This is a genomic window from Sphaerospermopsis reniformis (assembly GCF_005402885.1).
Lineage (GTDB): Bacteria > Cyanobacteriota > Cyanobacteriia > Cyanobacteriales > Nostocaceae > Sphaerospermopsis > Sphaerospermopsis kisseleviana.
Genome location: NZ_BJCE01000146.1, coordinates 1 through 14,081 on the forward strand (window position 1 = coordinate 1; position 14,081 = coordinate 14,081).

The window sequence follows — 14,081 nt, forward strand, 5'->3', positions numbered from 1 at the left end:
ATTATCTATTTGACGCTTATTATTTTACGCTAAATTAGCCTGAAATCATTACCAGATAACCGTTTCAGGTTTTTTATTTTGACAATTCATAATTATTTAATCTGCTTCAATATCTGCGGAATGTGGGGTTTAATACCAAGAAATTAGGAAATGGGAAGAGAAAGTAAAAAGTCAAAAAAAAGGGGATACAATTTTGGATTTTGGATTGTTTTTGTCAACTCCAATCTAAAACCTAAAATCTAAAATCTAAAATTATTCTGACTCCTGACTAATGACTAATAAATACAAAAAAGGCTTGGAAGAGAACCCAAGCCCAGACTTCACTCAGGGTAAAATATGTAATCAATATATCGACTTTCAGTAATTTAAACATCCATCTAAAGGAATAAAATTGAACAAAGTCAGTAGTTTTACTGTTAAAAATATGCTACCTCAACCGTTTATCCCGCAACAACTCATCTATCCAAGCTGCATCTGCTTTTGCAAGTGCTGGTACTGGTTCTTGACTATAGTCTATGACCAAATCATAATCATAAATCTCATATACCTGATTTAACAAGGCTTTCAAATCTATTACTGGTTCACTATCACCTGCACACAAAGGTAAAGAAAAAGCTGGAATTATATCTTGTATATTAAAAGCATATAAATCTGCTTGAGGACGGCGATTTCCACGACACACTAAAATTCGATAATCACTTTCAATATTATCACCAAACATGGGCATGGGTTCGCCTTTGCGTAGTAAATCAATTTCTACTAAATTACTACGACTACCTAATACTTGTTGCCGTTTTTCTTGATATGCTTCTCTTCCTTTACCTGAACGTTTATTAGTAGGAGAAAGAATTTCAATTGTGGTAATTAATTTCTCTGTTCCAACTTCTTTAACTTCTAAATATCCTTCTTTAATATTAATTGGCATTGGTACGGTAACTGTTACAGATTTTGGCGCAGGTGCAGCAACAGCAACCTTTGTATTTTTGGTTTCACTGATATTTTTCCGACTTTTCACGATCACATCAGGAATACCTACTAATAATGAACTATCATCTATGGTTTCATAGGTTCTCACTTCTACGGCAACTCGATATTTAGGACGCAGTTGAGGTGATAAAAATCTGGCAATTTCGCTAATTAATAAGTGATGTAGTCCAGGAAATAAGTCTGGGTGTTCTAAATATGGGTTCATTCCGGGAAAGATAGAAGTCATTTCTTGAACTCCTTTGACAATTTTAGATTTTGGATTTTAGATTTTGGATTTTAGATTGGGAAATTATTTCCCTATCAGCTTGTGCTTTTCATCTACATTAAGAAACTTCTGTTCCAAATGCTATCCTCAGTCCCCAAAATACAATTAAAATTCCTATAGCTACCCAATCACCTGTTTTTAATTTTAATTCTTGCCATTTGACTCGATGTTCATTAGGACTGGTAAACCCTCTTACCATCATAGCATTTGCCATTTGTTCGGATCTTAATAGCAAATTTTCTAATAATCTTTCAATCACTATTAACCAAACTTTTGCACTTCCTTTTAATCCTAGTTTTTTCCAGTTAATTGCTCTTGTCATTACAGAACGTACTAGGTTTTGAATTTCTTCTAAAACTAAGGGTATAAACCGCAATGATAATGTTAAAGTGAGGGTAATTTCCGTGACGGGAATTGTGAATTTTCTCAACGGTTGCATTAAGCTTTCCATCCCAGATGTAATTTCTTCTGGTGCGGTTGTGAGTAAATATAAATTAGTGCTGTAAATTAAACTAAATACTATTGTACTCAAGCTAATTGCTAAATCCAAAGAACGACGATTTACTTTTATTGGTCCTTGGTGAATTAGCATATAACTGTATTCTTTATTACTATCTTCTATTTCTGGACTTGCTTTGCTATCTTTAGCGGTTGATGGTTGAGTTAAAACCTGTTCATTTGCTGGTAGGCGTGGTTGATAATTTATACTGTATCCGTCAGGGCTGATCGAACCGATCACCAATACCATTAATGACAGAACTAGCGACCAGCCCATTTGTTGCCGCCATACTCTCAGGGGAATTTTGGCAAATAAGGTAAAAATAATTAACATTATTACCAGTAGTACCCGCCAATAGTTGTTAGCAACTACATAGCTGGTGAGAAAGCTTAACAACCAAACTAACTTAACTCGTGGATCTAATTTATGTAGCCAAGTTTGCGGTTGTTCTAAGTATAATCCGAGTGGGAGCGATCGCAGTAAGTCCATATTTCAATTTTAGATTTTAGATTTTAGATTTTAGATTTTGCAGGAGAAAACTTTTGTAACTATGAAAATTTTGGATTGTTAGCTAATTTATCCTAATCTAAATCTAAAATCCCAAATCCCAAATTTTAAACGCGAGTTGCGCGGTTGACACTACCAACTTCCATTTCTCGGACTTTTTTACTCCGCCATAATACGCGAATTGGTGTACCTTCAAAACCCAATTGTTTGCGAAACTGTCTTTCTATGTACCGACGATAATTGTCATTGAAGCGTTTTGCATCGTTGACAAATAAGGCAAATGTGGGCGGTTGGGTACTCACTTGCGTACCATAATAGATTTTACCTTGTTTCCCGCTACGTGATGCTGGTGGGGAATGCCAACTCACTGCGTCTGTGAGAACTTCATTCACTACTGAAGTGCTGACACGGCGTTTGTGTGATTCAGCAGCTTTATTCACCAATTCTAAAATCTTTTCTACCCTTTGACCTGTCATGGCACTAACAAAAATTGTATCTGCCCATTCAGTAAAATGTAAACGTGCTTCTAAACTCTTTTCATAATCATAGATTGTGTAAGAGTCTTTTTCGACCGCATCCCATTTGTTAACAACGATAATGCAAGCGCGTCCATCTTCAATAATGCGCCCAGCTAATTTTTGATCTTGTTCTGTGACTCCATCTAAAGCATCTAAAACCAATAACACCACATCGGAGCGACGAATGGCTTTAAAAGCGCGGTTAATACTGAAAAATTCAGTACCGTAATCTATGTGTTTCTTTTTACGGATTCCCGCAGTATCAATTAAGCGGTAAGTTTGTCCATCCCGTTCAACTAAAGTATCAATTGTGTCGCGGGTAGTTCCAGAAATAGGGCTAACTATAGCCCGTTCTTCACCCACGAAAGCATTTAATAAACTTGATTTACCAACATTAGGACGGCCAATAATGGCAACTTTAATTTCGGTATTTTCTTCTAAGTCTTGAACGTGGGGAATGTATTTAATTAACTCGTCGAGGATTTCACCAGTACCACTACCATGAATAGCGGAAATAGGGTAAGGTTCTCCTAATCCTAATTCCCAAAATTCACTGGCTTGAATTATACCTTGTTCTGGTGATTCACATTTATTCACCGCCAGTAATACTGGTACTGTTTGTTGCCGTAACCATAGCGCAATTTCTTCATCTGCTGGGGTTAAACCGGCTTGGCCATCGACTACAAATATTGCTGCACAAGCTTCTGAAAGTGCCGTCATTGCTTGTTGACGAATCAAAGGCAGAAATTCCGTATCATCGTTAAATACTAAACCGCCTGTATCAACCACGACAAATTCCCGATCTTGCCAAAATGCTGGTCGATAAGTGCGATCGCGTGTTACACCAGGTTCATCATGAACTATTGCGGTTTGATCTCCAGCTAAACGATTTACAAAAGTAGATTTGCCCACATTCGGGCGACCGATAATTGCTACAATTGGCAGTGCCATAAACTAAACTTTCTTGTGCTGAGTGTTGTAGATGTGCTGAGTTATATATCTACGTTCTTCACCCAGCACGCTTTTAGAGAACTATTTATGATATCATATTTCCTCAACGATAGCAATTGTTATGTATTCACCTGGATATATCCCCAACTTCTTCAATAAGTCCGGTATCTGGGTATGATATTTTTCAGGTTGAGTGGTTGAATATTTCCAGTGTCAACTGTTGACAATTGATTGTTTATACAAATATACTTCAGTAAAAGTATCATAATTAAGCAGAATGAACAAAGGTAAATGGTTAGAAATCAGCGGGTATATCTATTTAGGTTTAATAGTATTGGGAACTATTGCTGCAACTGTTAATCAACAAGTGGTTTATGCAGTTATTCCCTTAATTTTAATCATAACAAATATAGCAACTCATTCCCAGTTTAATTATTCTCAATCCCAAGATAAGATTAAAGAAGTACAAACCAGTTTACAAAATATCACAGATCAATTTTACCAATTCAAAGAAACTATGAATACATCCAATGTGAATACATCCAATGATCGCTTACAAAAAATTGAAGATTGGAAACAGCAGCTAAACCAACTTATTGATAACAAGATAGACCAAAAAATTGAAACATCAATGCAAAAAATACTCACAGAAATTAACGAATTTCCTCAACAAATTCAAAATATTAACTATCGCTTAAATCAATTAGACAGTTCTCTAGAAAATTTACATAAACAAATTCAGCAACAAGGTGAGAAATTAGATATTGTCCAAGAAATCCAATCTGAAGTTTTGCAGATTCATGAAAAAATGCAAAACATGGAAATTGTTAATTCTCAATTAACTCAGATTGAACAAATTGAGACATCTTTAAAAAATTGGAGTGAAATTAGTCAACAAGAATTAGCAGAATTAAGAGAAAATCAGCAACATCAAAGTTTAGAATTTACTCAACTTAGTCAACAACTTACTGATCTTAATTCTCTCTGTGAAAATATGGCTAATTCCATTCAGCAATTAAATCAAGCTTTTGCTACACAAGTTGAAGATTTTGATCAAGTTAAACAAAATCAAAACAGTGAAAATTCTAGATTAAATGATATTTTTGATTCTGTACATGAATCCTTAACATCGTTAGATACTTCATTTGATGCTTTAATCACATTTAATTCTTTAATCAGACCTTTGGAAACAACAAATAAATCAGATATTCAAACAGGAGAAAATTCTGCCGTCAACATCCAATTTAATCAAGCAATTACTACTACCTCTACATCAGCAGAAAACACAGAAGAATTATTATTTGTGGGAACTTTAAAAGGTCATGAATATAAAGTTTCTTCAGTTGCTTTTAGTCCTGATGGTAAGATTTTAGCTAGTGGAAGTGATGACAAAACTATCAAAATTTGGGATTTAACAACTCAACAACATCGTACTTTTGCAGGACATAAAGATTCAGCATGGACAGGAGGTATTAACTCAGTTGCTTTTAGTCCCGATGGTAAAATATTAGCTAGTGGAAGTAATGATAAAACTATTAAATTATGGGATGTAAATACGGGGAGAGAAATTTTCACTTTTAAAGGACATGAAGAGACAGTTAAATGTGTTTTATTTAGTCCCTTGGGACAAATTTTAGCTAGTGGTAGTAAAGATCAAACAGTCAAACTTTGGTCTTTAGAACAGGGAAAAGAAATTTACTCTTTTAAAGGTCATACAGATGATGTTTTGTGTGTCGCTTTTAGTCCCGATGGTAAACTTTTAGCTAGTGGTGGAGGTAGGAATGATAGAAGTATTAGAATTTTACAATTAACTGAAAACACAGTCAAAACTTTAACGGTAAGTTCTGATTGGTTTACTGGTGGGATTAATGCTTTATCTTTTAGTTGTGATGGTAAGATTTTAGCTAGTGCTGGTAATGATAAAACTGTGAAGTTATGGAATGTAGAAACTGGTGAGGAAATGAAAACTTTAACAGGACATTCTGAAGCGGTTTATGCAGTGGTATTTAGTCCCAATGGTAATATTTTAGCTAGTTCCAGTCAAGATAAAACTGTGAAGTTATGGAAAGTAGATGTAGATAGTGTGGTGGAAATTTCCAGTGTTAAATGTGCTGATGATGGAGTTTATTCTCTTGCTTTTAGTCGCGATGGTAAAGTTTTAGCTGCTGGAAGTGCAGATAAAACCATTACTTTGTTTCCTTGTTAATGATTTGATCCCCCATAAAAAAGTAAGGGTTTAGCATTGCTAAAACCCTAGAAAATTCAGGGGTAAAACCTGAATATAGTGGTAGTTTTATTATTAATAAGGAAAGATGACTCTACCACCAGGCCTAACATCAGCATGGAAAAAGCCCTTATTTCTACCCATAAAAACAGCATCTCCCAAACCGGAAAATTGAGAAGCTTTTAACACATCCCAAAGCTTTCTAAAATCTCCGTTCATTGGTATCATATCTATAGCTCGGAAATAGAGATGCTGACTATTACGAGCGCCGCCTACCGCTCTATTGACTGCCGGTGGACGATAACCAGAAGTAATAGTAATGGGTGAGCCAAATTTTTCTCTCACTGGTCCCCAAGTTCTCGCTACTCTAATTGCATTTGCTACATATTCAGAACTAGTAGGAACACGAGTACAATTTTTCGTAACTTCACCCCAAGTCAAAGGAACACCGTCAACAATATATTGGTTGGCATAGACTATTTCGCCTCCAGGAAGTTTCATAGTCGCGCCTGTACGTGATCCGGCATTGGTATTAACTTTGATTTCTGAGGTATTAGTTTCTTCTTTGTCTCCTGCTGTTTCTTCTTTATCTTTTAGTTCCAGTAATTCCTTAGCGGTGCTGACTCCTAAACCCAAGGGATATTCTAATTGTTGTAGTGATTTAAATTCCGAGAATGCCTGTTTGGTGATGGGTCCGACTTTTCCATCTGCTTCTATTTTCAGGAGTTGCTGTATTTCTTTCACCAAGTCTGGATGAGCATCAGTGATAAATATAGCTGGAGAGTTGAGTTTTACAAACTCAGTGAGAGATGTGATATCTGCGGGATTGGATGTCATAAGTTTTTGTCAATAGATTTCGGTAGTTTTCCACATTATTCCTATCCAACTTTAATCTACACATAAAATAAGCGTGATTACTGTGGTCAATTCTTAATTTTGAATTAAATTTTACTAAATTTTACAGATTGCCCATAACTCAACTGATTTTGATGGATTTACCATCTTGGTGGAGGATATAGTTAAAGCACTTAGGTAAAGCACTTATTTAAAGCACTAACTACTAACTCTTAATTATGTTACCTCTTGAGTAATTGCCAAATAAGCTACTTTAGCCGCAGCTTGTTCAGCAGCTTTAATAGAGCGTCCCTTACCTTGTCCTAACATTTTCTCATGTAACCAAACTTCAGCTACAAAACGTTCATGACTACGGTGGGGTTGATTAACTTCTAGGACGCGATATTCTGGTAGAACTTTAAATTGTGCCTGAGTCCATTCTTGCAGAGCCGCTTTATAGTTTAATCTAGCCGGATCGAGGCGAATTTCTCTTGCTAGTTCTTGAAAGTGGGGATCTAACCAAGGACGAATGAGGTCTAAATTGTGAGTGCTAAGGTAAAGCGCCCCCAGAACAGCTTCAAAAGCATCTGCTAGACGTGACTCTTGACCAACAAGATCAGCAGTAGCACTACCAGCAACTAATAAGTATAATTCTAAACCATATTCTCTGGCTAATTTGGCGAGAATGCGATCGCTCACCAACACGGAACGAATAGCCGCAAAATCTCCCACAGCACAGTCGGGATAATTTTCCCATAACACCACAGCGGCCACCAGACGTACCACTGCATCACCGACAAATTCCAACTGTTCATAATTTGCCGACTCGGAAACAGTGGCGTGAGTTAGAGCCAAATCAAGTAACGGCCACTTTATGGGGCTATCTGGTGATAAACCTAACTTTTGGACTAAAGTTTCAAGTTGCCGTTGACGGCGAGGATAAACGCGGGACATTAAAACAAGATAGTAAATATGTGCAACTCAATCATTAATAACTAATAGACATCTGGTGGTAATTAAATGTGTATAACCTGAACCCCATTCTAAAGACGTTCTATAGAACGTTTCTACATTGATTTTCACCAGAGGTCTAATAACTAATAACCAATAACTAATGACTAAAAAAAGAGAGAGCAGGACATAAGCCGGATTCTGTTCTCTTGCGAGGGCGGTTATCTATCTGGGATGTTTGTTACCAAACACCTCTAGCGGCGCTCATTTACTGGAACTGGTAAAAGACCAACCGTAGTTCCTCCGGCCTTGCTCCCAACCGGGGTTTACCGAGCCAACGCCTCTCGACGTTGCTGGTGCGCTCTTACCGCACCTTTGCACCCTTACCAGGGATTAGGTATTGGGGATTATTGGGGATTGGGAAATTTCTTACCCAGTCTCTAGTCCCTAGTCCCCAGTCCCTAGCCCTGGCGGTATCTTTCTGTGGCACTATCCTCACGATCGCTCGCACTGGACGTTATCCAGCAAGTTTGGTCTTTCGGGAGTCCGGACTTTCCTCAAACCAGTCTTGATGACTGATCTGCAACCACCTGCGCCTACTCTCTCCCCTATCTAGTTTAAGCTTTAATCGCCCGTTCTGTGTTATTCAGTTATCAGGGAATAGGGAATAGGGAGTAGGTAAAGAATTTTCTCCCCATTTCTCCATCTTCATCATCTTGTCTTATTCCAAGGTAGAGCATAGGTCCAGGGTAATTTCTCGATAGTGAAAGGACAATTGATAATTGAGATAGGAGGAACATTCACACCCGGAGCCAAACCGACACGCAACTCCGATATTCTTAATACCAGTTGAAAAGAAAATTCTACTTTCTTTTTACCATCCATAAAATCTTTATACAAACCCTTAAAAGGCTTTTGATCTTTCATGGCAACTATATCAATTAAAGGTTCTCCAGGTTGATATGTTCCTGTTTCTTTGTCCCTTTTTAAAATATCTTCTGCTGTCACACTTTCAGAAATTGTTTTCTTAGGAGCAATAATCGTAGGAACTTGTGGTATTGCTAAGTCACGGCTGAGGTCTGGAGATTTGCGAATCACACGGCGAGATTTTTTGCTATGTTCAATGACCCAAGAACTATTATCCCAGTCAACATATACAGCTAAAGCTTCTGATTTATTATCAATGCTAATTGATAATTCTTTCAAATTATCTTTTAATTTCTCCAAAGAATATGTTCCTGAACCAAAAGAAATCCCAATTTTATCATCCAGATTTTGTTCTTTCAATTGTTCCTCAACGGCACTCTTTTGAAAATTTAGCACCACCATGTCATCCACAGATTCAATCATGCGATTGAATGTGTAATATATCCCCAGGATATAAACCATCAAAACAAGAAGATCTTGATCGCCACTTTGTACTGCCATAAAACTACTAATAACTCCTTGGAAAATTCGCAAACTTTATTTTTGATTGATTTCAAATGAATTGTCAAGCCAACCCCGTCTCCAAAAAAAGAAAATTAACCCACTAGCAATTGCCGCCATTAATCCCAAGCATAGCGGATAACCCCAATACCAATTTAATTCCGGCATATTATAAGGTGATTTTTCGGTATTGAAATTCATTCCATATATTCCCACTACAAAAGTTAAAGGAATAAAAATTGATGAAACAACAGTTAGTAATTTCATGATTTCATTCATCTTATTACTAACCGCTGAAAGATAGACATCCATTAATCCTGATGCTAATTCTCGGTAAGTTTCCACCATATCCATCACTTGTACCGCATGATCATAACAATCTCTCAAATAAATTCTTACCTCCTCACTAATTAATTTACTACTATCACGAATCAAAGAATTAATCGCATCTCTTTGTGGCCAAATAGCTCTTCGTAGTTGTAATAATTCTCGCCTAATTTGATATATTTGTTTTAGTGTTTGGGGATTTGGACTAACTATTACTTCTTCTTCTAATTCGGCAATGCGTTCTCCATACAATTCTAAAACAGGAAAAAATCCATCAATAATTGCATCTAACAAAGAATACGCTAAATAATCACTTCCTTGTCGGCGAATAATTCCTTTACCTTTGTCAATTCTCATCCTCACACTATCAAAACAATCATGCTCAGGTTCTTCTTGAATTGTCAATAAATAATGTCTACCTAAAACTAAGCTGACTTGTTCACTATAAAAACTACCATGATTGGGATTAGGCACAACCATACGAGCAATAATCACTAATTGGTCTTCATAATCCTCGATTTTCGGGCGTTCCCCCATATTGAAAACATCTTCTAAAATCAGAGGATGTAAATCAAAAGTTTGCCCCAAACGGTGAATAATCTCTTTGTTGCCTAAACCTTGTACATCTACCCAGGAAACCGATTCTGTATCCAAGTAATTACTGCATTCTTCTGGATGTTTTATTTGTTTGTGAGTTAGATTAGTTTGGTTATAGTCAACCAAAAAAATATTTGGTTGTTCAGCATCTTCATCAATAATGAGTGTACCCGGAGGAGTTCCTGGTTCATGATAGTATTCGTTTTCAAATGGCTTATTTACTTTTTCTTTGTTGATAACTTTATTTATGACTTTGGGTAGACGACGATGTTTTTTAGCCATTAAGTCTCACCTTAATATTTATCTTGCTGAAAAACTTTTTTCTTCAGGAGTAGTAGGGGCGAAGCATTCGGGCGACAAATTATCAATTTTCTGAACAGGCTATTTTCCTGTAAGGGCGAAGCATTCGGGCGATAAATTATCAATTTTCTGAAAAGGTTATTTTCCTGTAAGGGCGAAGCATTCGGGCGATAAATTATCAATTTTCTGAAAAGGTTATTTTCCGAATGCTTCGCCCCTACTTCGCCCCTACTTCGCCCGTACAGGAGTCAGGAGTCAGGAGGAGGCAGTGTGGTGAATTGCATATCATATTTTTACAAAATTAGGATGCTCTCCTATTTGATAATTTACTAATTTATAGCAGATTGCTGGTAAATAAGACATAGGATCTAAATTCACAGCCAAACTCCTGAATTTTGCCAAAAAAAGTTTGTCTTTACCAAAAGACAAACTTTAGAAAAAATTAAAATTTATTGACTTTGATTGATTTTGATTGATTTGGGCAAGTGGTAGTTAGAACATACCCATACCACCCATACCACCCATACCGCCCATACCGCCCATGCCGCCCATGCCGCCCATGCCGCCCATGCCAGCATCAGGAGCAGCAGCTTTCTTTTCAGGCTTTTCTACTACTATCGCTTCGGTAGTTAAAACCATACCCGCGATAGAAGCGGCGTTTTGCAATGCAGAACGAACAACTTTAGCAGGATCAATAATACCTGCGGCAATTAAATCTTCAAATTCTCCGGTAGCAGCGTTGTAACCGATGTTAATATCGGTGTCTTTAACTTTGGAAACAATGACTGAACCTTCTGCACCGGCGTTATCTGCGATTTGGCGTAAAGGTGCTTCTAGGGACTTTTGTACAATGTCAGCCCCAATTTTTTCTTCGGCATCAAGGCTGTTTTTAATGGCATCTACTTTTGTAGACAGGTGAATTAAGGTTGTACCACCACCAGGAACGATACCTTCTGCTACTGCGGCTTTGGTGGCATTTAAAGCGTCTTCAATCCGCAATTTGCGATCTTTGAGTTCGGTTTCTGTGGCTGCACCAACTTTGATGACTGCTACACCACCAGCAAGTTTGGCAATACGTTCTTGCAGTTTTTCTGTATCGTAGTCAGAATCAGTTTCTTCTAACTGTTTGCGAATTTGGGCAATACGCTTTTGTACTTCTGGTTTGTTGTCAGTACCAGAGACAATGGTGGTGTTTTCCTTGTCAATGGTGATTTTCCGGGCTGTACCCAGCATTTCTAAGGTAGCTGTATCCAAGCTCAAACCGATTTCTTCAGAAATCATCTGTCCATCGGTGAGAATGGCAATATCTTGTAATAAGGCTTTGCGACGTTCGCCAAAACCAGGGGATTTAATGGCAGCAACGGCTAAGACTCCCCGCGCTTTGTTGACTACCAAGGTTGCTAAAGCGTCACCTTCGATATCTTCAGCAATGATTAATAAAGGTTGACCTAAACGGGCTACTTTTTCCAGTACAGGTACTAAATCTTGAATGGCGTTGATTTTTTTGTCGGCGATGAGGATGCGGGCGTTTTCAAATTCTACTGTCATCCGGTCGTTGTTGGTGATGAAGTAGGGAGAAATATAACCGCGATCAATTTGCATCCCTTCTACTACTTCTAGTTCGGTAGTTAAGGATTTTGATTCTTCTACGGTGATGACACCATCTTTGGTGACTTTCTCCATTGCTTCGGCCAGCATATTGCCGACTTCTTCATCGTTACCGGCGGAAACGGTGGCAACTTGAGCGATCGCACTTCCTTCTACTGGTTTGGCTATCTTGGCAATTTCTGCTACCAATGCTTCTACGGTTTTATCAATACCCCGTTTTAAGGCAATGGGATTTGTACCAGCAGCGACGTTCTTGAGTCCTTCTTTAACTAATGCCTGTGCTAAAACTGTGGCGGTGGTAGTTCCATCACCTGCGGTATCTTTGGTTTTAGATGCCACTTCTTGGATCAGTCTTGCACCAGTGTTTTCTAAAGGATCTTCTAGTTCAATTTCCTTGGCAACGGTGATACCGTCGTTGACAATTTGGGGTATACCAAATTTTTTTTCTAACAGGACGTTGCGGCCTTTTGGTCCCAAGGTGATTTTAACTGCATCTGCCAAGGCGTTAATGCCTTTTTCTAGCGATCGCCGTGATTCCTCATCAAATGAAATAATCTTAGCCATGTTTGTTTTCTCTATCTCTTCCATTAGACAATTTAGCACTCACAAGACAGGAGTGCTAACTATTCCAACTATTGAATTTAACAAATAACAATAAAAAATTGATTAAGATTACAGGTGATACTTATTTTGGACATTAGCACTAATGATTGTATCGGGAGATGAATTTAGACAACTCCCTTAGATCCCTTGGCATTGCTAACCCTAGCGGCTCCGGCTGGTTGGCGGTAGTATTTACTTTTATTTTGGCTTGGCTGGTTACATGGCGTTTAATTCCGACTATCCGTCAATTTGCTTTGCGGGTAGGTTGGGCTGATCAACCAAACGCCCGACGACTTAACCGAGAACCTTTACCTAATGCGGGAGGTTTGGCTATCTATGCAGGCGTTATTGCGGCTGTGGTCGTTGCTAGTCTGCTACGACCCATTGAAATTCAAGGCGTATTGGCTCAGGTACTCACAATTTTGTTAGGAGGTTCTATTCTCGTCTTGGTTGGCTTTATTGATGATCAATTTGGCTTACCTCCTTCTGTGCGTTTATGGGCGCAAATGATCACAGCCCTTTTGTTGGTGGCTAATGGTATCAGTGTGAAAGTTACTTTTGGTACTCCTATTGACTCCTTGCTATCAATGGCTTTGACGGTGTTATGGGTAGTGGGTATTACCAATGCTATTAACTTGATGGATGGGATGGATGGTTTAGCTGGCGGGATCAGTTTTATTACAGCCATGAGTTTGTTGGGGGTTTCTGCTCAGTTTGATAATCGAGCAGCAGCAACCCTGGTATTAGCTGCTTTGGGTGGTGCTGCACTGGGCTTTTTACGCCACAATTTTCATCCTTCAAGGATCATTATGGGTGATGCGGGGGCGTATTTTTTCGGTTATGTTCTAGCTGCCACTAGCATTTTAGGCAAGTTGCAACAAAGTACAGTTTTTGCGCTGATACCAACGGTTTTATTTTTGATGTTGCCAGTTTTAGATACTACTCAGGTTTTTATTAGGCGACTTTTAGCCAGAAAAAACCCTTTGAGTACACCCGGTAAGGATCACCTACATCACCGCTTGCTGGACTGGGGTTTTTCCCAACGTCGGGCGGCTTTTACTTTGTGGTCTGTCACCTTGTTTTTTAATGTACTGGCTATGACGGTACAAGGTATGACTTTACCTGTGATCCTGGCTTCTGCTGCTAGTATCGTTCTGCTGTTAGGTGCTACGGTTTTACAAAGAATACATGGCAATTCGTAATTACAACAGGAGTCAGGAGTCAGGAGTCAGGAGTCAGGAGTCAGGAGTCAGGAGTCAGGAGTCAGGAGTACGGAGTCAGGGAATAGGAATCAGTAGTCACGAGTACGGATTCAGACGGCAACATAGCTAGATACGAACCTAGTATAGCGTCCGTAGACATGAGCGTTGCGCTTAGCGGTCGGTCAGTCACATGAGTACCGTGTCTTTGCACATGAGCGATTCCTCCATCTCGTCTCTTCTTAAGTCATCATCGATCGTATCGCTGAGCGAGGAGCAGGTC

Annotated in this window: 10 protein-coding genes and 1 other RNA gene; 2 read left to right on the forward strand and 9 right to left on the reverse strand. The window is 38.4% G+C overall.

From position 1 onward, the window contains the following. Positions 1 to 427 precede the first annotated feature (427 nt). The 3 genes from FFR48_RS18285 to der form a co-directional block, all read right to left on the reverse strand. A complete protein-coding gene (locus FFR48_RS18285; RefSeq protein ID WP_137668356.1) occupies positions 428 to 1,213 on the reverse strand; it encodes a DUF4058 family protein in 786 nt (261 codons plus the stop codon). A gap of 97 nt (positions 1,214 to 1,310) precedes the next feature. Beyond that, the gene (locus tag FFR48_RS18290; protein WP_137668357.1) at positions 1,311 to 2,240 is read right to left on the reverse strand and encodes an energy-coupling factor transporter transmembrane component T family protein; all 930 of its coding nucleotides are present in this window, start codon (positions 2,238 to 2,240) and stop codon (positions 1,311 to 1,313) included. Between the two features lie 125 nt (positions 2,241 to 2,365). Further along, positions 2,366 to 3,727: a ribosome biogenesis GTPase Der gene (gene der, locus FFR48_RS18295; protein ID WP_137668358.1), complete on the reverse strand. Its 1,362-nt coding sequence runs from the start codon at positions 3,725 to 3,727 to the stop codon at positions 2,366 to 2,368. Between the two features lie 277 nt (positions 3,728 to 4,004). On the opposite strand from der, the gene FFR48_RS18300 reads away from it, so the two are divergent. Continuing rightward, the gene (locus tag FFR48_RS18300; RefSeq protein ID WP_137668359.1) at positions 4,005 to 5,933 is read left to right on the forward strand and encodes a WD40 domain-containing protein; all 1,929 of its coding nucleotides are present in this window, start codon (positions 4,005 to 4,007) and stop codon (positions 5,931 to 5,933) included. A gap of 93 nt (positions 5,934 to 6,026) precedes the next feature. On the opposite strand, the gene FFR48_RS18305 is transcribed toward FFR48_RS18300, so the two are convergent. From FFR48_RS18305 to groL, 6 genes are all read right to left on the reverse strand, one after another. Then, a complete protein-coding gene (locus FFR48_RS18305) occupies positions 6,027 to 6,788 on the reverse strand; it encodes a D-Ala-D-Ala carboxypeptidase family metallohydrolase (protein ID WP_137668360.1) in 762 nt (253 codons plus the stop codon). Positions 6,789 to 7,022: 234 nt separating this feature from the next. Beyond that, entirely contained in the window at positions 7,023 to 7,739 is a 717-nt protein-coding gene (gene rnc / locus FFR48_RS18310; RefSeq protein ID WP_137668361.1) for a ribonuclease III, read from the reverse strand. 172 nt (positions 7,740 to 7,911) lie between these two features. Then, an RNA gene (gene rnpB, locus FFR48_RS18315) (RNase P RNA component class A) lies at positions 7,912 to 8,339 on the reverse strand. Positions 8,340 to 8,447: 108 nt separating this feature from the next. Next, entirely contained in the window at positions 8,448 to 9,164 is a 717-nt protein-coding gene (locus FFR48_RS18320; protein WP_137668362.1) for a hypothetical protein, read from the reverse strand. A 36-nt stretch (positions 9,165 to 9,200) separates the two neighbouring features. Next, the gene (gene corA, locus FFR48_RS18325; RefSeq protein ID WP_137668363.1) at positions 9,201 to 10,370 is read right to left on the reverse strand and encodes a magnesium/cobalt transporter CorA; all 1,170 of its coding nucleotides are present in this window, start codon (positions 10,368 to 10,370) and stop codon (positions 9,201 to 9,203) included. 510 nt (positions 10,371 to 10,880) lie between these two features. Further along, a complete protein-coding gene (gene groL / locus FFR48_RS18330; RefSeq protein WP_137668364.1) occupies positions 10,881 to 12,560 on the reverse strand; it encodes a chaperonin GroEL in 1,680 nt (559 codons plus the stop codon). 158 nt (positions 12,561 to 12,718) lie between these two features. Between groL and FFR48_RS18335 the strand changes: the two genes are divergently transcribed. Further along, entirely contained in the window at positions 12,719 to 13,801 is a 1,083-nt protein-coding gene (locus tag FFR48_RS18335; protein ID WP_137668365.1) for an MraY family glycosyltransferase, read from the forward strand. Positions 13,802 to 14,081 lie beyond the last annotated feature (280 nt).